General features: G+C 53.6%; 19 protein-coding genes. 8 read left to right on the top strand and 11 right to left on the bottom strand.

The genetic code is table 11. The annotated features are described in order from the left end of the window. Positions 1-25: 25 nt before the first annotated feature. Genes NW211_RS07290 through NW211_RS07275 form a run of 4 tightly spaced genes read right to left on the bottom strand, consistent with a single transcriptional unit; the run spans position 26 to position 3,782 of the window. Positions 26-1,750 carry a glycosyltransferase family 39 protein gene (locus NW211_RS07290; protein WP_258327423.1) on the bottom strand — a complete coding sequence of 575 codons (1,725 nt, stop codon included), beginning with the start codon at positions 1,748-1,750 and terminating at the stop codon, positions 26-28. A gap of 12 nt (positions 1,751-1,762) precedes the next feature. Continuing rightward, complete coding sequence (locus tag NW211_RS07285; RefSeq protein WP_087407389.1) at positions 1,763-2,716, bottom strand: glycosyltransferase family 2 protein; 954 nt, start codon at positions 2,714-2,716, stop codon at positions 1,763-1,765. Between the two features lie 12 nt (positions 2,717-2,728). Beyond that, on the bottom strand, positions 2,729-3,136 hold the full coding sequence (locus tag NW211_RS07280; protein ID WP_087407390.1) for a GtrA family protein: 408 nt from the start codon (positions 3,134-3,136) through the stop codon (positions 2,729-2,731). 10 nt (positions 3,137-3,146) lie between these two features. After that, positions 3,147-3,782 carry a trimeric intracellular cation channel family protein gene (locus NW211_RS07275; RefSeq protein WP_258327422.1) on the bottom strand — a complete coding sequence of 212 codons (636 nt, stop codon included), beginning with the start codon at positions 3,780-3,782 and terminating at the stop codon, positions 3,147-3,149. 148 nt (positions 3,783-3,930) lie between these two features. Here NW211_RS07275 and NW211_RS07270 point away from each other — a divergent pair, with 148 nt between their 5' ends. Continuing rightward, positions 3,931-5,400, top strand: a complete 1,470-nt coding sequence (locus NW211_RS07270; RefSeq protein ID WP_258327421.1) for a glycoside hydrolase family 10 protein — start codon at positions 3,931-3,933, stop codon at positions 5,398-5,400. Between the two features lie 7 nt (positions 5,401-5,407). Beyond that, entirely contained in the window at positions 5,408-6,388 is a 981-nt protein-coding gene (locus NW211_RS07265; RefSeq protein WP_258327420.1) for a type I phosphomannose isomerase catalytic subunit, read from the top strand. A gap of 84 nt (positions 6,389-6,472) precedes the next feature. On the opposite strand, the gene nth is transcribed toward NW211_RS07265, so the two are convergent. After that, entirely contained in the window at positions 6,473-7,126 is a 654-nt protein-coding gene (nth, locus tag NW211_RS07260) for an endonuclease III (RefSeq protein WP_258327419.1), read from the bottom strand. A 21-nt stretch (positions 7,127-7,147) separates the two neighbouring features. After that, positions 7,148-8,167: a phenylalanine--tRNA ligase subunit alpha gene (pheS, locus tag NW211_RS07255; protein WP_258327418.1), complete on the bottom strand. Its 1,020-nt coding sequence runs from the start codon at positions 8,165-8,167 to the stop codon at positions 7,148-7,150. A gap of 163 nt (positions 8,168-8,330) precedes the next feature. Between pheS and tilS the strand changes: the two genes are divergently transcribed. The 3 genes from tilS (at position 8,331) to ybaK (ending at position 12,619) form a co-directional block, all read left to right on the top strand. Continuing rightward, positions 8,331-9,680, top strand: coding sequence for a tRNA lysidine(34) synthetase TilS (gene tilS, locus NW211_RS07250; RefSeq protein ID WP_258327417.1), 1,350 nt, complete (start codon positions 8,331-8,333; stop codon positions 9,678-9,680). 201 nt (positions 9,681-9,881) lie between these two features. After that, positions 9,882-11,981 (top strand): transcription termination factor Rho, encoded by a 2,100-nt coding sequence (gene rho, locus NW211_RS07245; RefSeq protein ID WP_258327416.1) that lies wholly within the window; start codon positions 9,882-9,884, stop codon positions 11,979-11,981. A 161-nt stretch (positions 11,982-12,142) separates the two neighbouring features. Beyond that, complete coding sequence (gene ybaK, locus NW211_RS07240) at positions 12,143-12,619, top strand: Cys-tRNA(Pro) deacylase (protein ID WP_087407399.1); 477 nt, start codon at positions 12,143-12,145, stop codon at positions 12,617-12,619. Positions 12,620-12,627: 8 nt separating this feature from the next. On the opposite strand, the gene NW211_RS07235 is transcribed toward ybaK, so the two are convergent. The 5 genes from NW211_RS07235 to NW211_RS07215 form a co-directional block, all read right to left on the bottom strand. After that, complete coding sequence (locus NW211_RS07235) at positions 12,628-13,158, bottom strand: NUDIX domain-containing protein (RefSeq protein WP_258327415.1); 531 nt, start codon at positions 13,156-13,158, stop codon at positions 12,628-12,630. Next, positions 13,151-15,241: a DNA topoisomerase 3 gene (locus NW211_RS07230; RefSeq protein ID WP_258327414.1), complete on the bottom strand. Its 2,091-nt coding sequence runs from the start codon at positions 15,239-15,241 to the stop codon at positions 13,151-13,153. Before NW211_RS07230 ends, NW211_RS07235 begins: the two co-directional genes overlap by 8 nt. An 85-nt stretch (positions 15,242-15,326) precedes the next feature. Next, complete coding sequence (locus tag NW211_RS07225; protein WP_258327413.1) at positions 15,327-16,949, bottom strand: hypothetical protein; 1,623 nt, start codon at positions 16,947-16,949, stop codon at positions 15,327-15,329. 68 nt (positions 16,950-17,017) lie between these two features. Continuing rightward, positions 17,018-17,806 carry a nucleoside triphosphate pyrophosphohydrolase gene (gene mazG, locus NW211_RS07220; RefSeq protein ID WP_258327412.1) on the bottom strand — a complete coding sequence of 263 codons (789 nt, stop codon included), beginning with the start codon at positions 17,804-17,806 and terminating at the stop codon, positions 17,018-17,020. 9 nt (positions 17,807-17,815) lie between these two features. After that, the gene (locus tag NW211_RS07215) at positions 17,816-19,771 is read right to left on the bottom strand and encodes a thioredoxin family protein (RefSeq protein WP_258327411.1); all 1,956 of its coding nucleotides are present in this window, start codon (positions 19,769-19,771) and stop codon (positions 17,816-17,818) included. Between the two features lie 264 nt (positions 19,772-20,035). On the opposite strand from NW211_RS07215, the gene NW211_RS07210 reads away from it, so the two are divergent. From NW211_RS07210 to glmM, 3 genes are read left to right on the top strand one after another with little or no spacing between them, the layout of a single operon-like run. After that, positions 20,036-21,073, top strand: a complete 1,038-nt coding sequence (locus NW211_RS07210; protein WP_087407405.1) for a bifunctional oligoribonuclease/PAP phosphatase NrnA — start codon at positions 20,036-20,038, stop codon at positions 21,071-21,073. 14 nt (positions 21,074-21,087) lie between these two features. Next, positions 21,088-21,672 carry a DUF4827 family protein gene (locus tag NW211_RS07205; RefSeq protein WP_087407406.1) on the top strand — a complete coding sequence of 195 codons (585 nt, stop codon included), beginning with the start codon at positions 21,088-21,090 and terminating at the stop codon, positions 21,670-21,672. A 9-nt stretch (positions 21,673-21,681) separates the two neighbouring features. Next, the gene (glmM, locus tag NW211_RS07200) at positions 21,682-23,073 is read left to right on the top strand and encodes a phosphoglucosamine mutase (protein ID WP_258327410.1); all 1,392 of its coding nucleotides are present in this window, start codon (positions 21,682-21,684) and stop codon (positions 23,071-23,073) included. Positions 23,074-23,111 lie beyond the last annotated feature (38 nt).

Here is a 23,111-nt window from a genome sequence, read left to right as displayed (position 1 = left end):
ACGGTGTGACAATCGAGCCCTATTTTCAATCTGCGTCCGAATCGCGCTTCTGGAAATCGAGCAGCAGGACAAAATCCTTCACATCGTTGCCTTTGCGGTCGCTTCGCATGACGGGAGAGAAGTCGTATTGCCGGCCATATTTCTCCTGTATGTACTGGAAATCGCGTTCGCCCACGAGCAGGTAGCCTGCTTCGGGGTTCTCTTTTTCAAACTCGACTACCCGGTCTTGCGTGTAGAAGTTGATGATGAAGAAGTGAAGCATGGGTACCGATACGTAAGAGTATATCTTCCCCTCGGGTACTTCGGCTACGACTTTATCGGCAAAGGGTTTCATCGACTTGGCATTGAGTATGACCGGCAGCGTGGAGGCGTCGAGCATGAGTTGTATACCGAAGAAGAGCGCCACGACCGAGTAGACATACCGGTTGTTGTAGGTCAGGTAGCGCTTACTCTTGTAGATGTCGTAAATGAGGAAGACGATGAATATGCCCGAGATAATCGACACGATGTTCCACGACTCGGCCAGGGCGGTCATGTAGTAACCAAGGTCGTCGGGCAATATTGCCCGATAGTGGTCGCCGACTCCGCTCTTGACAAGGAGCAGAATAATCAGCAGCAAGGTTCCTACCGAAGCGATGAATATCGAAAATACCCGCCACACCTTGGGCTTCTGTTTGAGCAGATAGAGCATGTACTCGGCCAGGAAGTAGGCGATGAAGGGGTAGATGGGCAGGATGTATACCGACCGTTTGCTCTTGGGTATGCAGTAGAATACAAAGATGATGACGATAGCCAGGAGGCTGAAGAGCCGCATGCGGTCCATGTGGGTGATGTACGCTTTGAACCGTTCCCAGTATGTTTTCACCGTACCGTGCGGTCGTTTGTATTTCAGCACAAACAGCGACATGATGACCAGCAACGACCACGGCAGCCAGCCGGCCAGGGTGATGTAGAAGTAGTAGATGACGGGCTGTTCGTGCGACTCGTACGACATCTTGCCCAGGAATCGGCCGAAGTTCTCTTCCAATACCAGTTGCAAGAAAGTGTCGCCTCCCTGCTGATAGGCGGCAAAGTACCACAGCAGGGGCAGAATGCAGGCCAGCAGAGCCAGCGGCAGGACTTTATAGATGGTACGCCAGAGCGATACCTTTTGGAGCAACAGGAATACCCCGATGACGGCGCACGGCAGAATGATGCCCACCGGGCCTTTGGTGAGGGTGGCGATGCTCATAAAGAGAACGGCCCAAACGGGGATACCCCGCAAGTGGTGTTCCCACCACCGGTAGAGTTGCAGCAGGGCCAGCACGATAAAGCAGGTGAGCACCATGTCTACCCGCGAGGCCATGGCCGCCCGGTGTACTTCGAAGCCCGAGAGCAGTAGCAGCGAGGCCAGAAAGGCCAGGTCGTTGCGGCTGCGCTTGGCAAAGAAGAGAAAGCACATGGCCGACATGACGATTAAGGCCAGAGCCGACGGCAGCCGCGAGGTAAACTCGGTCACCTCGCCTGTGGGCAGGGAGAGTGCGGCAATGCACCAGTGGAAAAAGGGGGGCTTGTAGGCTATGTCGCTCCCGTTGTTGACGGGCAATATCCAGTTGTCGTTTTGCAGCATGCTCACGGCCACGATGGCTTCGCGGGGTTCGCCCTTGGTGTGGAAGTTGGTCAACCCCAGGTAGGGCACGATGGTGAGTGAGCTGATAATCAGCAATAACAAGAACAATGAAAATCGTGAACTCATCTTAGGCATGTTCATAATCGAGCAGTCTTAAAGCGTTTGTGAGTTGGAGGAGTCGAAATTGATTTTTTTGTCGATGATGTATTCGGGGCGGTTCTTGGTCTCGTCGAAGATATTGCCTATATATTCGCCGAGAATACCTATCGTAAACAGCTGTACGCCACCCAGAAATACGATGGTGATGATGGTCGAAGACCACCCGGGCACGATAGACTCTTTGCCCGACAGGTACATGACGAAGACCCAGATGGCAAAGGCCAGGGCGATGAAAATCGATAGCGTACCCAGCGAAATGGCCAATTTGAGGGGCTTCTTGGAGAAGCCGAAGATACCGGCCGAGGCGAGGGCAAACATCTTGCGCACCGAGTATTTGGTCTTTCCGGCAGCTCGTTCGTTGCGGTCGTAATAGAAGGGGGTCTGTTTGAATCCCATCCAACTGAAGAGCCCTCGCAGGTACTTGTGTTTCTCGGGGAATTGCTTGAAGGCCTCGAGCACCTTGCGGTCGACGAGCCTGAAGTCGCCTGTATCGACGGGAAAGGTATAGTCCGACAGCGAATTGAGCATGCGGTAGTAGAGCTTGGCCGTAAACTTTTTCATGAAGGTTTCGCCTTCGCGCTTGTTGCGCACGGCATAGACTACGTTGCTGCCCTCCCGCAGGTGGGTCTCGATCATTTGGGGTATTACCTCGGGCGGGTCTTGCAGGTCGACGTCGATGATGACGGCCACATCGCCCGTGCAGTTGTGCAGACCGGCACTTACGGCATTCTGGTGGCCGAAGTTGCGCGAGAACGACAGCACCTTGGTGTGCGGGTCGTTCTGGGCAAAGCCCATCAACAGCTCCTCGGTGCGGTCCTTGCTGCCGTCGTTGATGAAAATAAGCTCATAGTCGTAGGGTATACTGCCCATGACCTGGGAGAAGCGCCTGTGCGACAAAGGGAGTACCTCCTCTTCGTTATAGCAGGGAATGATGACAGATACTTTCATGGCCTATCTCTCTTATTTTTTAAACGTAATACACTTGTTCAGAGTAAAGTTGCACAGCGTGTATACCACCATGCTCACCAGTTGGGCCCAGGTGTCGGCCAGGTGCAACACCTCTACCAGAACAAGCAGCGCTACGAACTGTATGCCGTAACAGATCCCGAAGCTGACGAGAAACAGCACGGCTTCGCGCATAAAGTTACTATTTAATTTCTTAAATACCCACAGTTTGCTCCAAAAGAAACTGTTGATGACGCCGGCTATATAGCCAGCCAGATTGGCAATCGTATATTTGATGTGCAGCAACTCTTGCAATACATAGATGACAATCAGGGTAATGAGCGTGTTGATGACCCCGACGATGCCGAACCGGATGAGCTGCCACAGGGTATTTTTATCGTATTTCTTCAGAGAATCCAACATGGGAGCAAGGTTATTCTTTTTTAGTCGGGTTGTCGTTTTCGTCTTTCAAGGCGGGCAGAGACCAGTGGAATTTCACCGCCAGCAGTCTGACCGCTACGACCGAAATACCGCAAATCGACTGATTGGTAATACTGTTGAAACCCATCTTCTGCCCCAGATAGAACATAATGCCACCCGCCACACAGGCCAGGGCATAAATATCCTTGCGGAACAGGAGCGGCTCTTCGTTGATGAGTATGTCGCGTATGATGCTGCCCACCGAGCCGGTAATCGTACCCATGACGATGGCGACCCAGAAGGGGAAGCCGAACATGAGGCTCTTCTCTACGCCCACTACCACAAACAGAGCCAACCCGATGGTGTCGAAAATAAAGAAAGTATTCTCGAGTTTCACCAGATACTGTTTGAAAATAATCACGAATATGAGGGCTATGGCGGTGACAGTGAGGTAGCTGCCGTTGATCATCCAGAAGGGGGTGGCATTGAGCAGTACATCGCGGGTGGTACCGCCGCCGATGGCGGTAACCAATCCTACGGCATAGGCGCCGAACCAGTCGAAACGCTTGGCAGCGGCCAGTCTGATGCCGCTGATGGCAAAGGCCAGTGTTCCTACAATCTCCAGTATGGTGGCAAAGGTCGTATTCATAACATTTTCCCTATAAGAATGCAAAGTTACTATTTTTTGTGAGATTCAATGCTTTTTGTCGGCTCTATGTTTTTGTCGCATGAAATAAGTATTGTGAAGAATTTTTATGAGAATAAAAGTGTACCTTTGTCTCCATAAATCATTTGGAATGAAAAAACGGCTGCTACTGTTCTTCTCCGTTTGTTTTGCTGGTCTCACTCTTCTGGCTTCGTCTCCCAAATACGAGATGCGGGCCGTATGGCTCACGACAAACTGGGGGCTGGACTGGCCGTCGCGTCCGATGCGCACGCCGTCCGATGCCCGTCGGCAGCAACAGGAGCTTGTCGAGATACTCGACCGCCTGCAGGCGTTGGGTATCAATACCGTCTTTTTTCAAGCTCGTATTCGTGGCGAGGTTTTTTATCCCTCGCAATACGAGCCGTGGGCTTTCGTGTTGAGCGGCGGCCGCAATCCCGGTTACGACCCGTTGGCTCTGGTTGTCGACGAGTGTCACAAGCGGGCCATGGAGTGCCACGCGTGGTTGGTCACCTTTCCGGTCGGTTCCAACCGGCAGGTAAAGCGTCAGGGCAATCAGTCGGTCGTAGCCCGTCACCGGTCGTGGTGCAAGCAGCTGGCAGGCGAATGGTTTCTCGACCCGGGGAATCCCGAGGTACGGGATTATCTGGTCGGGGTGGTCGACGAGATTGTGACGAAATACGATGTCGATGGCATTCACCTCGACTATGTGCGCTACTCCGACGATGCCCGTCGGTTTCCCGATGCCGATTCGTATCGGAAATGGGGGCGAGGTGCCACCTCGCTGATGAACTGGCGGGAGGATAACATCACGGCTACCGTTTCGGCCATCTACGACAAGGTGAAGCAGTTGAAGCCGTGGGTCAAGGTGAGTAGTTCGCCGCTAGGCCGTTACGCCTCGTTACCGGGCTTCCCGGCCTGGTGGAGCTGTCGGGAGGCGGTGCATCAAGACCCCAAACGGTGGTTGCAGGAGGGGAAGCTCGATTTTATCGCCCCGATGATGTATTTCAAGGAAGAGAACTATTTCCCGTTTCTGCACGATTGGGCCGAGAGCTGTCCGGCCGGGAGCGTGGCCAGTGGTATCGGTGTCTACCGGCTCGACCGGGAGAATGGAAACTGGAGTCTCGACGAGATAAAACGTCAGATTGAAACGACCCGGCAGGTGGGGGTAGGGCAAGCCTATTTCCGTTACGGCAATCTGCACAGGCACACCGCGTTGGAGCAGTGGCTCACGGCGTGGTTCTACCGCTATCCGGCTTTGACCCCTCGCCCGGTAGGGGCTCCCGTGCAGACGGTTGTGGCGCCTGGAGGCCTTCGGGGTGAGATGGTGGCGGGGAGTACGCGGCTGTCGTGGCAGCCGGTCGATGCGGCATTCACCTATGTGGTCTATGCCACCGACGATTCGTTGCAGGTCGAGGCGGGCGAGCAGATAGCCGTTGTGTTACCCCGCACGGCGAGCGAGTGGATATTGCCGGGCTCGTATCGTTGCTATGCCGTAGTGGCTCGTGACCGCTATGGCAACGAGAGTATCCCGGCCGTGTGGCACAGCCCGACGGTCGAGCCGGAAAAGTATGAGATAAAACTGTATTCACATAAAAAATAAAGAAGCTATGTATCCTTTGAAATTTGAAGACATCCTCCGTCCGATCATTTGGGGAGGAGAAGAGATTAGCCGATTCAAACAGCTGCCCGAGATTCATCCTGGGGTGGGTGAGAGTTGGGAGATTTCCCAGGTAGGCGACCGCGTGTCGGTTGTAAGCGAAGGTGCCGACAAGGGCAAGAACCTGACCGAACTGATTAAACGCGACGGTGCCGCTCTGCTGGGCAAACATGTGGCCGAGCGCTATGGCGAGAAATTCCCGTTGCTCATCAAGTTTATCGATGCCCACGACAACCTTTCGATTCAGGTACACCCCAACGACGAGGTGGCCATGGCCCGTCACAATTCGTTCGGTAAAACCGAGATGTGGTATGTTATCGATGCCAAACCGGGAGCCGGTCTCTATTCGGGCTTTTCGCAGCAGATTACTCCCGAGGAGTATGTAGAGCGTATCAAAAACAACACCATCACCGACGTGCTGCAGTTCCATAAGGTAAAGAGCGGCGATGTCTTCTTCTTGCCGGCCGGCCGTATCCACGCCATCTGCAAGGGTATCCTGATTGCCGAGATCCAACAGAGCTCCGACATCACCTACCGCATCTACGATTACGACCGTCGCGATGCCCAGGGCAACCCGCGCGAGCTGCACGTAGAGCAGTCGATTGCCGCTGTCGACTTCAAGATGTACGACAATCTGCGCACCCAGTACGAGGCCCGCAACAACGACGCCGTTACGCTGGTCGAGTGCCCCTTCTTCGAGACCAATCTCATCGAGGTGGATAAGAGCGTGAAACGTCCCGTAGCCGCACACGATTCGTTCGTCATCTATATGTGCATGGGCGGCAAAGTGCGCCTGACCGACAACAACGGTTACACCATCACGCTGCATCAGGGTCAAACCTCGTTGGTTCCCGCCTCGCTCGAGAGTGTGACCATCGAGGCCGAGTCGCCTGCCAAACTGCTCGAATGCTATATCCCGGCTCAAAAATAAGCTGTGGATCTTGAGTATAACAGAAAAGCCGAGGTTTGTGCCTCGGCTTTTTCGTTGTATCATATAAGTTTTTGATTATTATCCTTACTCCTCTTTCTTTTTGCCGGCGCGGGTGTAGAACTTGCAATACTCGCGTATGCCGCACTCCAGGCAGTTGGGCTTGCGGGCCGTGCAGACGTAGCGGCCGTGCAGGATGAGCCAGTGGTGGGCAATGGGCAGCAGGTGGCCCGGTATGTTTTTGACTAGGGTCTTCTCGGTCTCGAGTGGAGTCTTGGAGTTGTTGGTGAGCCCGATGCGGTTCGAAACGCGGAAGACGTGGGTGTCGACGGCCATAGCCTCTTTGTGGAAAACCACCGAAGCTACGACGTTGGCTGTCTTGCGACCTACGCCGGGTAGCTTTTGCAGCTCGTCGACCTCCGAGGGGACTACGCCGTTGAACTCTTCGACAAGCGTGCGGGCCATGCCCACCAGATGTTTCGACTTGTTGTTAGGGTACGATACGCTCTTGATGTAGGCGAACACCTCGTCGGGGGTAGCCAGGGCCATGGCCTGCGGGGTGGGGTATGCCTCGAAAAGGGCCGGGGTGACCATGTTCACCCGCTTGTCGGTGCATTGGGCCGAAAGGATTACGGCCACGAGCAACTGGAACGGGTCGTGGTAGTGCAACTCGGTCTCGGCTACCGGGCGGTTTTCCTGAAACCACCGGATTACCCCTGCGTATCGTTCCTTGGTTGTCATGGCGTTACCGGCAGTCCGTGTTTAGTGAGCCGACTTGAACTCTTCGAGGAACCGTACGTCGTTCTCCGAGAACATGCGCAGGTCTTTCACCTTGTACTTGAGGTTGGTGATTCGCTCGATACCCATACCCAGAGCATAACCGCTGTATACCTTGCTGTCGATGCCGCAGGCGTCGAGTACGTTGGGGTCGACCATGCCGCAGCCCAGAATCTCTACCCAGCCGGTGTGCTTGCAGAAGGCGCACCCTTTACCCCCGCAGATGTTGCACGAGATGTCCATCTCGGCCGAAGGCTCGGTGAAGGGGAAGTAGGAGGGACGCAACCGTATTTGAGTCTCGCTGCCGAACATCTCTTTGGCAAAGTAGAGCAGTGCCTGTTTCAGGTCGGCAAACGATACGTTCTTGTCGATGTATAGAGCCTCTACCTGGTGGAAGAAGCAGTGAGCCCGATACGAGATGGCCTCGTTACGATACACGCGCCCCGGGCAGATGATGCGGATAGGGGGTTGTGCGTGCTCCATCGTGCGGGTTTGTACCGACGAGGTGTGGGTACGCAGCAGGATGTCGGGCGAGCGTTGGATGAAGAAGGTGTCCTGCATGTCGCGGGCGGGATGGTCTTCGGCAAAGTTCAGGGCCGAGAACACGTGCCAGTCGTCCTCGATTTCGGGACCTTCGGCAATCGAGAAACCCAACCGGGCGAAGATGTCGCAAATTTCGTTTTTAACCAGCGAAAGCGGGTGTCTCGTTCCCATCGGAATGGGGTAGGCCGTGCGGGTGAGGTCGATGTTCTGCTCGTCGCTGTGTGTCTCTTCGAATTCGCTTTTCAGTTCGTTGAGTCTTTCGATAGCCCGCTCTTTCAACTCGTTCAACTGTTTGCCCACCTCGCGCTTCTGGTCGGCAGCCACGCTTCTGAAGTCGTTGAACAGTTGGGAGATTTCACCTTTTTTACTGAGGTATTTTATACGAATAGCCTCTAAATCTTCTGATTTAGAAACCTTTAATGCTTCAATTTCTTCTCTGATACGTTGGATTTTTTCAATCATACCTGTAACTTCTTAGATTCAAAATGCAAATTTAATAATAAAAGGTGGCTCACCGGGTGGATTTGACCGAAATATTTTTGTCAAGCTGTAAAAAAGAGATTGGCTACGGAAGAAAATCTTTCTTTATTATTACTTTTGTCTCGATATTTCAAGAAGAGTTCCCATGCCTGTACCTCCGTTTTTGCAGCAGATCGAGAAGTTTATTGTCGATAACCGCTTGTTGGACAAGTCGGCCCCTGTTGTGGTGGGGATAAGCGGCGGTGCCGATTCGGTGGCGCTGCTGCATGTGCTTACGCGGTTGGGCTATTCGTGTATCGCCTGTCATTGCAATTTCAATTTGCGAGGCGACGAATCTCTGCGAGACCGCAATTTTACCTGTGAGACGGCTCGGGCATTCGGGGTACCGTTCGATGAAATATCGTTCGATACGCAACGCTATGCCCGCAAACAAAGCCTCTCTATCGAGATGGCTTGTCGCCAACTGCGCTACGACTGGTTCGAAACGAAGCGCAGGGAATACGGAGCCCAGGCGATAGCCGTGGCGCATCACCGCGACGACAGTGTGGAGACCCTGTTGTTGAATCTGGTGCGGGGCACGGGCATTGCCGGCCTTACCTCGATGCGTCCCCGCAACGGTTTTGTGGTGCGTCCCTTCCTGCCGGTCTCGAGGCAGGAGATAGAGGCTTATCTCGAGGATCAGCATTTGTCGCATGTGGTCGACCACACCAACCTCGAAACTGTTTTTGTTCGAAATAAAATCCGGCTCGAGGTACTGCCGTTGCTGCGCACCATCAACCCGTCGGCCGACCGTTCCATCTACACCACCATGCAGAATTTGCGCGAGGTGGAACGGGTCTATCGCGATGCCATTGAGCGCCAACGGAGCGAGGTGTTGACGAGTGAGGCGGGCGAGACTCGTATCTCTATCGAGCGGCTGATGTCGCTTCCGTCGCCGCGGGCTTTCCTCTTTGAACTGCTTTCGCCCTGTGGCTTTGTACCCGACCAGATCGACGAGATACTGGCCGCTTGCAACGGAGAGTCTGGTCGTGTATTTCTGGCTCCCGGTCACCGCGTAGTCAAGGATAGAGATACATTGATATGGGTACGGCAGGAGGTCGACGAATCGCAGTCGGATGTTGTGGCAACGATTGCATCGCCTTGCGAGGGCGAGGTGCTGCTCGACGGTTGTTTGTCGTACAGATGTGTCGAGGGAGAGGGATATGAATTGCCGCGCGACAAGACGCATGCCTGTTTCGATTTGGATAAACTCGAGTTCCCGCTGACTATTCGCCGGTGGCGCATAGGCGATCGCTTTCGGCCTTTCGGAATGAAGGGGAGTCGCAAGTTGAGCGACTACTTCCGCGATCGAAAGTATTCGTTGGTCGACAAATCCCATGCGTTGCTGCTGTGCTCGGGCGATACGATTCTATGGATTCTGGGCGAGCGTGCAGCCGATGGCTATCGGGTAACCTCTAAAACAAGAAGAGTTATCGAATTTAATTATAAAAAATAGTTAAAATCCAAACTTAATTTTACAATCTTTGTTTTGTTTGGTAAATCAGCCGTATATTTGTTCACTGAATTGCGTAGTGAAATTCTGTACGCAGCGTATTTCAACCAAATCCAATAGTTATATTTGTTTTTTCGGCCGGTATGTATCAGGCATACAGGAGCCTTGATAAATATACAAAGTGTAAATCATATTTATATCTACATGTATAATATTTTAGAATTAAGCGCTAAAACTCTTGACCAGTTAAAAGCGATAGCCACCGAGATGGGCATCGAGAAGATCGACAGCACCGAGAAGGAAGATCTTGTCTATAAAATCTTGGACCAGCAGGCTATCGATATGGCCAGCAAAGCTGCAGCCAGTCCGTCTGCTCCTAAGAAAAGAGGGCCTAAACCTAAAAAGAACAAAGAGAAATCGGCCTCCGAAAACTCGAAGGAGGCAGAAAATAAATCCAATGCAGAGCCGAAAGCTGCCGCTCCGGCCGACTCGGACGATGCAAATGAACCGAAAAAGAGGGGTCGGAAGAAGAAAAACGACACCAAAGGAAACAATGCGGATGATAAGGTAGCCGAATCGGCAGAGACGCCAGAGGTGAAAGAGATATCGGCCATTATCGAAGAGACGGGCCTGGCTTCGCACCCGGCCTTGAAAGAACCGGTTGCCGAGTTGTTCGAGAATTTGAAGGAGAGTACCGCTACTCCCTCGAAACAGAAACCGGATGCGGAATCAACCGAGCCGCAGGCTCAACCCAATCAGCCGATGGGCGGACAGCCCAAGCAACGCAAGCGGATTCAGAAAAAGGCTATCCCCGTATTGGAATCGGCCAACGAATCTCAGCCTCAGCAGCCAGCGCTTCCTTTGACACAACAGCCGGCTCCGCAGACCACAGCCGAAAGCAAACCCGCCGAGACTCAACCGCAACAGCCTGCCCAGCCGCAGCAATTCCAACCGCAACCGGTTCAACAATCGGCACAACCTCACCAGCAACAACAATTACCTCCGTTGCAGCCCTCGACCTTGCAAACCTTCTTCCCGCATAGCGAAAAACAACGCTTCGTTCCCCGCGGACAGCGTACCTTTGTACCGCAAAACCGAAACAACGCCAACAATCAAAATAACAACGGACAGAACCAGTCTCAGCAACCGGTTCCCGAGCCGAAACCGGTAGAGAAGGCCTACGATTTCGACGGTATCCTCACCGGTGTAGGTGTACTCGAGATGATGCCCGATGGCTATGGGTTCCTGCGCTCGTCGGACTACAACTACCTCACGTCGCCCGACGACGTGTATGTTTCGCAGTCGCAAATCAAGCTCTTCGGTCTGAAGACGGGCGACGTGGTCGAGGGTCCCATCCGGCCGCCCAAAGAGGGAGAAAAATATTTCCCGCTGGTAAAGGTCGAGAAAATCAACGGCCGTACCCCCGAATATGTGCGCGACCGGGTTCCGTTCGACCATTTGACGCCGCTCTTCCCCGACGAGAAATTCGACTTGACCAGCGGCAAATATTGCAACCTGTCGACCCGTGTAGTCGATATGTTCTCGCCCATCGGCAAAGGACAGCGCGGTTTGATTGTGGCTCCCCCGAAAACCGGTAAAACCGTATTGCTGAAAGATATAGCCAATGCCATCTCGGAGAATCACCCCGAGGTGTACATGATTATCCTCCTGATCGACGAACGTCCCGAGGAGGTGACCGACATGGCCCGCAGCGTAAAGGCCGAGGTTATTTCGTCGACCTTCGACGAGCCGGCCGAGCGTCACGTGAAGGTGGCCAGCATTGTACTGGAGAAGGCCAAACGCATGGTCGAGTGCGGTCACGACGTAGTGATACTGCTCGACTCCATCACCCGCCTAGCTCGCGCCTACAACACCGTATCGCCGGCGTCGGGCAAGGTGCTCTCGGGTGGTGTCGATGCCAACGCCCTGCACAAACCCAAACGCTTCTTCGGTGCCGCCCGTAATATCGAGAACGGCGGTAGCCTCACCATCATTGCCACGGCGCTGACCGAGACGGGCTCGAAGATGGACGAGGTGATTTTCGAGGAGTTCAAAGGTACCGGCAACATGGAGTTGCAACTCGACCGGAAACTCTCGAACAAACGCATCTTCCCGGCTGTCGATATTACGGCATCGAGTACGCGTCGCGACGACCTGCTGTTGCCTAAAGATACCCTCAACCGCATGTGGATTCTGCGTCGTTACCTCTCCGATATGAATTCGATCGAGGCCATGGAGTTCATGCGCGACCGCATGGAGCGCACCTCGTCGAACGAAGAGCTGCTGCTGTCGATGAACGACTAAATCTGAATTTGAAAGAGGGGAGGAGATGCTCCTCAGAAAACCGATACAAGACCCCGGGAGTCGAAAAAAAACTCCCGGGGTTTATTTTTATTAAAGGTTTGCGCGGTTCAACCCGAGGAATAAAATAGTTACCTTTGCCACCCGTTAGGAGAAAATGACTTATGAAGATAAACAAGACCAATGCGGCCCGGCTGCTCGACCGGGGAAAGATTGCTTACGAACTGGTACCGTATGAGGTTGACGAGAATAATCTGGCGGCCACGCATGTAGCCGAGCAGTTGGGCGAGGATATTGCCCAGGTATTCAAGACGCTGGTATTGCGGGGCGACAAACATGGCATATTCGTCTGTGTGATTCCGGGCGACAAGGAGGTCGACCTGAAGAAGGCGGCCAAGATGTCGGGCAACAAGAGTGCCGAGATGATAGCTATGAAAGAGTTGTTGCCTACTACGGGCTATATTCGGGGCGGCTGTTCACCTATCGGCATGAAGAAGAATTTCCCCGTCTATATCCAGGAGAGCTGCCTCTCGCACGACTATATCTACATCAGTGCCGGGCAGCGAGGCCTGCAAATCAAAATCGCTCCTGCCGACCTGATTGGCTTTGTTTCGGCTCAGGTGGGCGATATGATTGACTAAGCGCCGAACTATCGCTTCTGGATTTCGCCGAGAAACTGAAGTAGTTGCGGCTCGATGTGCCGGAACTCCTGTTCGAAGTTGGGGGTGAAGATGCCTTGGCCCAGGGTGCGGTGTATCTCGTCGAGCGGCCAATAGCGACCGTCGTCGATCTCGACGGGATCGATGGTGATGGTGCCGTCGTAGCAGGTGCAGAAGGCATTCACCATCTCGCGCTCACGAGCCGATTCGAAGATATAGGTAATGAGCGGGTGGGGTGTGAAGCGGGTGATGCCCAGCTCTTCGCGCACCTCGCGGGTCAACGCCTCCTCAATCGATTCGCCGTAGTCTACGTGTCCGCCCACGGCCGTATCCCATTTGCCCGGTTGTATGTCCTTGCTCATCGAGCGCTTTTGCAGGTACAGCTCGCCGTCGGGGTTGAGTATGTGCAGATGCACGACCGGGTGCAGCAGCTTGGAACCGTTGTGACACTCCCGTCGGGTAGCCTTCCCGATGACCTTCCCCTGTTCGTCGATCAGGGGAAACCACTCTTCGTTACTCATGATTCTCTGTATTGGGGTTGGGTTTGTACTCTTGAATCCGTTGCTGCAAGGTCGCTTCGTCGAGCGGTTGACCATTCTCGCCGAAAGGCAGTCTGAAGCCGCAACCCTCGCGCCATCGGCTGCAACCGTAAGCCGCCTTGCCCTGTATCACTTCGCCCTTGTGGCATAGCGGGCATATCAGGGGCTGTTTGTCGGTCGGGGCCGGGGTTTGTGTCTCGTCGCCTTTGGTCGCCTTCTTCTTGCGGGGTTTGGCGGGTGCGGCCGCTTTTTTCTTGGCCTCTTTCTTGGGGGGCTCTACCGGAGGAGTGGCTGCCGTGATGCGCCCCGAATTGTCGCTGAGCACATGCAGCACAATTTCGCCGACCATCTTTTTCAGCTCTTCCAGAAAGTCGGCGGCCCGGTACTCGTTGCGCTCGATTTTGCGTAGCTTGTTTTCCCAGATTCCTGTCAGTTCGGCCGACTTGAGCAGTTCGTCGCGGATGGTCCCGATAAGCTCTATCCCCGTTTGTGTGGCAATGAGGTTCTTCCGCTCCTTGCGGATATAGTGCCGTTTGAAGAGCGTCTCGATAATGGCGGCTCGGGTCGAGGGACGTCCGATACCGTTCTCCTTGAGGGCATCGCGCAGCTCCTCGTCCTCGACCAGCTTTCCGGCAGTCTCCATGGCCCGCAACAGCGTAGCCTCGGTGTAGAGCTTGGGCGGTTGTGTCCACTTCTCGGCCAGCGAAGGGGTGTGCGGCCCTGTCTCGCCCTTGGTGAAGGCGGGCAGGGTGCTTTCGTTCTCGTCGCTGTTCTCCTCCTCTTTCCCGAATACGATGCGCCAACCCGGTGAAAGAATCTGTTTGCCGGTCGCCTTGAATTCAATCTGATTGACTTCGCCCAGCACGGTGGTATTGGCAATGAGGCAATCGGGGTAGAATGCCGCAATAAAACGGCGGGCCACCAGATCGTAGACCTTACGCTCTTCGGTGGTGAGGTTCACGGCCTTTACGTTGGTGGGAATGATGGCGTGGTGGTCGGTCACCTTGGAGTTGTCGAACACCTTCTTGCTCTTGGGGATCTTCCCGGTCTGGAAAGGAGCTGTCAACGGTTGGTAGTCGACCAGGGCTGCCAGTATGCCCGGTACTTTGGGGTAGATGTCGTCGCTCAGGAAGGTGGTGTCGACACGCGGATAGGTGGTTACCTTCTTCTCGTAGAGCGACTGGATAATCTTCAGCGTATTTTCAGCCGAATAGGAGAATTTCTTGTTGCACTCGACCTGCAGGCTGGTCAGGTCGAAGAGTCTCGGTGGGGCCTCTTTCCCCTGTTTGGTGGTGACATCGGTCACGGTAAAGGGGAAGCCCTCGATTTTCTGCAGGAAATCTTTTCCCTCCTCCTCGCTTTGGAACCGCCCCTTGGTTACCGAGAAGGTGGTGTCGCGGTAGACGGTTTTCAACTCCCAGTAAGGCTGGGGAACGAAATGCTCTATTTCGAGTTGCCGGTTGACAATCAGGGCCAGCGTAGGGGTCTGTACCCGACCGATGGAGAGTACCTGCCGGTTCTGCCCGTATTTGAGGGTATAGAGCCGGGTGGCATTCATGCCCAGCAGCCAGTCGCCGATGGCCCGTGACAAGCCGGCATAGTAGAGCGAGTCGAACTCGGCCTGCGGTTTGAGATTCTGGAATCCCTCCCGGATGGACTCTTCGGTCAACGACGAAATCCAGAGCCGGTATACGGGGCATTTGCAGGCCGCTTTCTGCATGACCCACCGTTGAATGAGCTCTCCCTCCTGGCCGGCATCGCCGCAGTTTATCACGACCTCGGCTTTCGACATGAGCGACTCGATAATGCCGAACTGTTTTTCGATGCCCCGGTCGGGTATCAGCTTGATGCCGAAACGGGCCGGTATCATGGGGAGCGACCGCAGGGTCCACTGCTTCCACTGGTCGGTATATTCGTGGGGTTCTTTCAAGGTGCAGAGGTGTCCGTAGGTCCAGGTCACCTGGTAGCCATTGCCTTCGAAGTAGCCGTCGTGTCGGCTTTTGGCGCCTACAATATCGGCAATCTCTTTGGCAACACTGGGCTTTTCGGCAACGCACACTTTCATAATGGGTCTCGTTTCTTTTTGAAGTTTAACGAGTGCAAAGGTACGTTTTTATTTTCATTCGGCCTCGACTTTTCCACGCCTCCCTTTATCGGTCGGGTCGAGAGGTGATGCGTTTGACGGCAAACCTCAACGGCGGGTCGATGATTGTAATCGTAAACTCCGACTGTTCCCGGATGGTCAATGCCCGATGCAGCGATTGCCAGAGCCTGACGACCCGGCGAGCATCGAGCAGTTGCCGGGTGAAGTCGTCCGGCGAGCCGAAACGGTTCCGATAACTCTCTTCGCTCCATTGCCTCAGTTTCTCTTCCCGCATCGATATTTGTTCCTTTTCACACCTGTTGTTCAGTTGCTGAATTACTGCTTGGGTCTGTGGGGTGATAGCGGTATTTCCATCTAAAGCAAGCCGTAACGCCTCTTTTTCCTCGGGCAAGAGGTCGACGTTCCGGGCTTCGAGAGCTTCGATAAATTCGACGCTCGTCCAGTCGGGGGGCGTGGTACTGTTGGCTTGGTTCTCCAACAGGGTGATGAAAGGAAGATAGTATTCCGAAACCACCGAGAGAGGTTCTTTCAGGGGATAAATAGTAGCGAATGATATTTCTATTTTTCTGTATCTTGAGTATTCGCTATCTGTATTTAAATTTTTAATTGTATTATATACAATCAAATGCGAAATAAATAGATAGTAATTGTTGAGAATGGAGAGGAGGTAGGCCTTACTCGAGAGTTTTTGTGCCTGCCAGTCACGATTCAATCGTTCAAGTTTTACTTTAAGTTTATTCTCTTCAGACCGGTAGTAGAGAGAGGGCGATAGCGTACGTAGTGCCTGCATCCAATTGCTGTCTGTCTCGGCCTCTTGCAGGCGTATCTGCCGCAACTCGTAGTTGGCTTGTGCATTTCGTCCCTGATAAATCAAGTGGGTACAGTTCTGTTCTATTTCACGGATATTTCGATAAGGGGCCAACAGCTCATCAAGCGGGATTTGCAGAGAAAGCGTGTCGTCTGGCTCGATATAGAAGGGGATGTATCGGTCGCCCAAAATCAACTTTTGCTGCACAGGATGGCAGAGGGGCAGCTGGACGGCGAAAGTGCCATCGTCGGCAACAGGAACCTCGATGGTAGTTTGCTGCCGGGTGAGCAGGTCGGTCAGTACAATCTTTCCGGCGGGCAAATTCAGCCGCCGGTGGTACCCGATGAAGCGACCTTGCAGCCAGGCGGTGTCGGGTTCGAAGGTGATGACCGGCAGTGGTGGGCTGGGGCGTGTGGCCGGTTGCGGCGGCAGGGCGACGGGCGATTGCTGCCGATTGAGTGAGAGGCCGATGACTCGTATCTCGCCCGATGGTTTGTTGCCTATCAGGTCGAATTCGCTACACGAAGCCGGCAGGGGTGGAAAATCCATCTCGACAGCGACGGTACTGTCGTCATCGAACTGGAATATGCGGTTGAAGTCGACCCCGTCCACATCTTTTATCCGGGCCGTGAAGTTGCCCAGACTGTCTTGTATCACCCAGTCGTCGTGCAGGGTAAGCGTGGTGTGAGGGGGTTGTTTCAGGGTGATGTAGAGTCGGCTCAACGTGTCGCGCAGCAAGATACTGTCGACGGTAACTACCGGCGTATTGCGGGCTGTCCACGCCGGGGCTATCCAGGTATGTTCGGCGGCCTGGAGCCAGGCCGAGCCCAGCGAGAGGAGGAGTAATAAAAAAGCTCTCATCGTTTATTCGTACAAGTGTGTATCGAGTAAACAAACGAGAGCCTTTACAGGTTCACCCGTGGGGCCGATTAGAGCCCTTTTTGTTTGGCTTCGTCCCAGATGGCATCCATCTCGGCAAGTGTCATATCCTTGAGATTTCGTCCCTTTTGCAGCGTTTCGTGCTCGAGGTAGTTGAACCGGCGGATAAATTTCTGGTTGGTGTGCTCCAGGGCATTCTCGGGGTTGATGCCGTAGAGCCGGGCCGCGTTAATCAGGCTGAAGAAGAGGTCGCCGAACTCACTCTCCATATTCTCGGGATTCATGTGGTCGATTTCCTCTTTCAACTCGTCGAACTCCTCGTGGACCTTGTCCCAGACTTGCGACCGCTCTTCCCAGTCGAACCCCACGTTGCGGGCCTTGTCTTGTATGCGGTAGGCCTTGATCAGGGCCGGCAGAGCCGAAGGTACCCCTTCGAGCACCGTTTTGTTGCCGCCTTTCTCTTTCAGCTTCAACTGTTCCCAGTTCTGCTCCACCTCGTTCGAACCTTCGACGTGGGTAGTTCCGAACACATGCGGGTGGCGGTAGATGAGTTTGTCGCAAAGAGCATTGCACACGTCGGCAATGTCGAATGTGCCGTTCTCTTCGCCAATCTTGGCATAGAATGCAATGTGCAGCAACACGTCGCCCAGCTCTTTTTTGGTAGCCTCGTTGTCGTGACGAATGAGGGCATCGCACAACTCGTAGGTCTCTTCTATGGTGTTGGGTCGCAGACTCTCGTTGGTCTGCTTGTGGTCCCAGGGGCATTTCTCGCGTAAAATGTCGAGTATGTCGATAAGGCGACCGAATGCTTCTGTCTTTTCTTCTCTGGTGTGTGACATAATCGTTTTTTATTTATTGAATGCTTTCAATCCGCTTTGCAGGAATTTGACGAAGCGAGGCACGCTTTCGTCATATCCGTAAGGAGCTGCCAACGGTTCGCCCTTGTCGTCGATAATCACGTAGTAGGGTTGGGCATTAGCCCCGAACTTGTAGCGTTGCAGGAAGCTCCATTTTTCGCCCACGGTGGTCAGCTTCACCTGCTTGCCGTTTTCGGTCACGGTGATAGGTTTGCTCAGTTTCTCCTTATCGTCGACCATGAGGGTGATGAGTACATACTGCTTTTCGAGAATCTCTTTTACTTTCGGGTCGGTCCAGACCGAAGCCTCCATCTTGCGGCAGTTGACGCAACCATAGCCCGAGAAGTCGATCAGAATCGGTTTCTTCTCTTTGCGGGCATAAGCCAAACCCTCGTTGTAATCGTTGAAGGCGGCGTGCACCTCCTGATCGTAGAGGTTGAAGTCCTGAGTATACAAGGGAGGAGCGAATGCGCTGATGGCTTTCAGCGGAGCACCCCACAGGCCGGGAATCATGTAGATGGAGAACGACAGCGATACGATAGCCAGGAACAACCGGGGTACCGACACATATTTTACCGGTGAGTCGTGCGAGAAACTGATTTTGCCCAGCAGATAGAATCCCAGCAGGGCGAAGATGACAATCCAGAGTACCAGGAAGGTCTCACGGTCGAGGATGTGCCAGCCATAGGCCAGGTCGGCCACCGAGAGGAATTTGAGCGACAGGGCCAGTTCCAGAAAACCCAGCACCACTTTGACCATATTCAACCAGCCGCCCGATTTGGGCATCTGTTTCATCAGTGAGGGGAACATGGCGAAGAGAGCAAACGGTATGGCCAGGGCGATGGCAAAACCACCCATACCCACAGCCGGGGCCAGCTTGCCACCCCACGAGGCAGCCTCGACCAACAGGGTGCCGATGATGGGACCCGTGCAGGAGAAGGAGACCAGAACCAGCGTAAAGGCCATGAAGAAGATGGCGATGATGCCGGTAGCGGTGTCGGCCTTACGGTCGAGCTTGTTACTCCACGATGCCGGCAGAGTAATCTCGAAGGCTCCGAAGAAGGAGACGGCAAAGAGTACCAGCAGAGCAAAGAAGAGTATATTGAAGAGGGCGTTGGTGGCCAGGTCGTTCAAGGCGCTGGCTCCGAACAGCAAGGTGATGAGCAACCCTACACCCACGTAGATGACAATGATGGAGAGCCCGTAGAGAATGGCCTCGCCGATGGCTTTACGACGGCTTTGCTGTTTCTTGAGGAAGAAGCTCACCGTGAGCGGAATCATGGGCCATACGCAGGGCGTGAGCAGCGCCAGCAGACCGCCTACGAAACCCGACAGGAAGATGAACCAGAGGGAGTCGGAGTGATGTACGCCGTCGCTGTCCATGGATTGAATCTGCTCGATAACCGGTTGCCAGCCCGGCTGGTCGGTCCGGCTCGACGATGATTTGGTGTTGAAGGCGACCGGCGTCATGACCGGGGCCGGAGCGGCCTCGGCCTGGCTTTCGCCAAACGAAAATTCATATTTGGTCGGTGGCAGACAGGTCACGTCGTTACAGGCCTGGTAGGTGATATAGCCGGTAATCTTGAAGTTGTCGGGGTCGTCGATGGTAAGGGCCTGTTTGAAATCGATTTTGGAGTTGTACCATCCCAGCTTCATGTCGAACAGCGAGCTGTACTCTTCGTGCGGACGTTGAGCCGGTGTCACCTCACCCTTCAGCGATACCTGCGACAGTTCGTCGAACGAAAACGACGTGGGGATAGGTCCGCCCTGGGGAATGTCGGTGGCATAGAGATGCCATCCGTCCTCGATAAAGGCGTGAAAAACGATTTCTTTCTCTTGGCCTTCGCCTTGCAGGGAGACTTTCCATTTGACCGGTTCCAGTATCTGTGCCTGAACGCCTATGCAGAGGAATAGGCTCACAATCGATAGGAGCAAATTTTTTCTCATAACAACTCTGTTTTAGTGGGGCAAAGATAACTTTTATCTGCCAAATGAAAAACCGATTGACCGATATGATTTGGGTAATAATAGATAAAATATGTAGATGAACAAAAATAGTATTCGATATGTGGATAATAATTTTTACCTTTGCCTTGAATGAAAAGATGTAGCTGAACCCGGCAGAATAGCCTGTTTTTTTATTGGGTATTGTCGGCGTTTGCGCTATCTTTGTGCAAAATAAAAAGAGTAAGAACCCGTTAAAAACGATAGATGATTAACAAAATAATTGCGGAAGAAAAAATACAGCAAGTACGCAAACTGATAGAGAAGAAAGAAAAGATCGTCATTACTTGCCACGTTTCTCCCGATGGCGATGCCATAGGAGCTTCGTTGGGGTTGTATCATTTTCTCGATGGGCTGGGCAAGGAGGTGAACGTGGTCGTTCCCGATCTGTTGCCGAGGAACCTGCTTTTTCTGAAGGGTTCGAAAGAGATTGTCGTCTATACGCGCTATCCCGAGTTTGCCGAAAAACTGATAACCGAGGCCGAGCTCATTTTCTGTCTCGACTTCAATGCGCTCAACCGCATCGACCGCCTGCAAAAGTCGGTATCGCTCTCCGAAGCCAAGAAGGTGCTCATCGACCATCACCTCAATCCCGAGGAGTTTTGCGACATCACCATCTCGCATCCCGAGGTGGCATCGACCAGCGAGCTGATATTCCGCCTTATCTGTCGCATGGGCATGTTCGACCGCATGAGCCTCTACTCGGCCGAAGCCATCTATACGGGCATGATGACCGATACCGGCAACTTTACCTACAACTCCAATACTCCCGAAATTTACTACATCATTGCCGAACTGGTGAAACTGGGTATCAACAAAGACCGCATCTATGCCTTGGTCTACAATACCAATACGGTCGACAAGATACGGTTGAACGGCTATGCCGTGAGTGAGAAGATGGAGATATTTCCCGAATACAAGGCGGCTCTGATTTCGCTCACTCGTGAGGAGTTGAAAAAATACGACTACCACAAGGGCGACAGCGAGGGGCTGGTCAATGTGCCGCTGGGCATCGAGGGTATCCGCTTCTCGACCTTTCTGCGGGAAGACAAGGAGTATATCAAGGTATCGATGCGCTCCAAGGGATTCTACCCGGTCAACAAGGTAGCAGCCGAACACTTCAACGGCGGCGGTCACCTGAATGCGGCCGGCGGCGAATTTCACGGAACGATGGAAGAGGCTCAGGCTCTGCTGCGCAGCATCTTGCCCCTCTATGACAAATATATGGCAAAAGACAAAGAATAATCGATTGATAAATTATGAATAAGTTAGCACAAGTTTTAATTGTTTTGTTCGCAGGCGTAACCCTTTTGTCGTCGTGTAACGATGGCAAGTCGTATGCCGACTTGTTGAAAGAAGAAGACAAGGCCGTGAAAACGTTTCTGGCCGACAAGATAGTCATCAACGAGATACCGGCCGACTCGGTATTCATCTCCTTGCAGGATGTCCCCAACAACGACACGTTGGCGGTACCATACTACAAACTCGATACCGACGGCAATGTCTACATGCAGGTGCTCGAGCCGGGCGATATGAACGACCGTTTCGAGAAGGGCAACGACGTGAATCTGCGCTTCCTGCGTTACGACCTGAAAGCGCTGGTGGCCGGCAGCAATCCTTCGCCGGTAGGGAATACCAACCCCTCCGACTACATTACGATTCGCTTCGGCGAAACTACCCTGTCGTCGACCACTCAATACGGTACGGGCATACAGTACCCCATGTACTTCCTGGGGAATGAATGCCGGGTCAATCTGCTCATCCGGGCCAAAGCCGGATTTACTGCCGAGACCTCGACCGTGATGCCTTATCTATACTATGTACAATACAATAAATCAAAATAATAAAGCTATATGTCTCTTATTAAATCTATTTCAGGAATACGCGGTACGATCGGAGGGAAAGCCGGCGAAGGGCTCAATCCGCTCGATATCGTCAAGTTTACGGCAGCTTATGCTACCTTTATTCGTAAAAATTCACCGGTAAAGACCAATAAGATTGTAGTAGGACGCGATGCCCGTATTTCCGGCGAAATGGTAAAACACACCGTAATCGGTACCCTCATGGGTATGGGCTTCGATGTGGTAAACATCGGGTTGGCCACCACGCCTACCACCGAAATTGCGGTTACCATGGAGAAGGCTTGCGGCGGTATTATCCTGACGGCCAGCCATAACCCCAAGCAGTGGAATGCCTTGAAGCTGCTTAACGAGAAGGGCGAGTTTCTGAATGCTGCCGAGGGACAGGAGGTGCTGCGCATCGCCGAGGCCGAGGACTTCGAGTTTGCCGAAGTCGACGAGTTGGGCCAACTGTATGTGAACAATACCTACACCCAGAAACATATCGAGAGCGTACTGGCTCTCGACCTGGTCGATGTCGATGCTATCCGCAAGGCCAACTTTACCGTGGCCATCGACTGCGTCAACTCGGTGGGCGGTATCGTTATCCCCGCTTTGCTGAAGGCTCTGGGCGTGAAGAATATCATCGAACTGAACTGCACGCCCGATGGCAAATTCCCCCACAATCCCGAGCCGCTGCCCGAGAACCTCACCCAGATAGCCGGGGTGATGAAAGAGGGTCGTGCCGATGTCGGTTTCGTAGTTGACCCCGATGTAGACCGTCTGGCTATCGTTTGCGAGAATGGCGACATGTTTGTCGAGGAGTATACGCTGGTTGCCGTGGCCGACTATGTACTGAAACACACGCCCGGCAATACGGTGTCGAACCTCAGCTCGTCGAGAGCTCTCCGCGACGTGACCCGTTCGTACGGACAGCAATACAACGCCTCGGCCGTGGGCGAGGTGAATGTAGTTACCCTGATGAAACAGACCGGAGCCGTTATCGGCGGCGAGGGCAACGGTGGAGTCATCTATCCCGCCAGCCACTACGGTCGCGATGCGTTGGTAGGTATCGCCCTGTTCCTTTCGCACCTGGCCAAATCGGGCAAAACCGTCAGCCAGTTGAAAGCTACCTATCCGGCTTACAGCATTGCTAAACAGAAGATACAGCTTACCCCCGACATCGACGTGGACGCCCTGCTGGCTGCCGTGAAGAGCAAGTATGCCCAGTACGACATCACCGACATCGACGGTGTGAAGATAGACTTTCCCGACAGCTGGGTACACCTGCGCAAGTCGAATACCGAGCCGATTATCCGGGTTTATTCCGAGGCCCGCACACCCGAATTGGCCGAAGAGGCTGCTGCCGGCGTGATGGCCGTAATTGCCGAGATGACCAAAAAATAAGCTGCGGGTCGAGAGACCGCAACTCACCGATATAGCCG

The organism is Barnesiella sp. ET7, from assembly GCF_024733785.1.
Classification (GTDB): Bacteria; Bacteroidota; Bacteroidia; order Bacteroidales; family Barnesiellaceae; genus Barnesiella; species Barnesiella merdigallinarum.
Note: the sequence above shows the minus strand (reverse complement) of the source record. Positions and strands in the feature narration are given on the sequence as shown.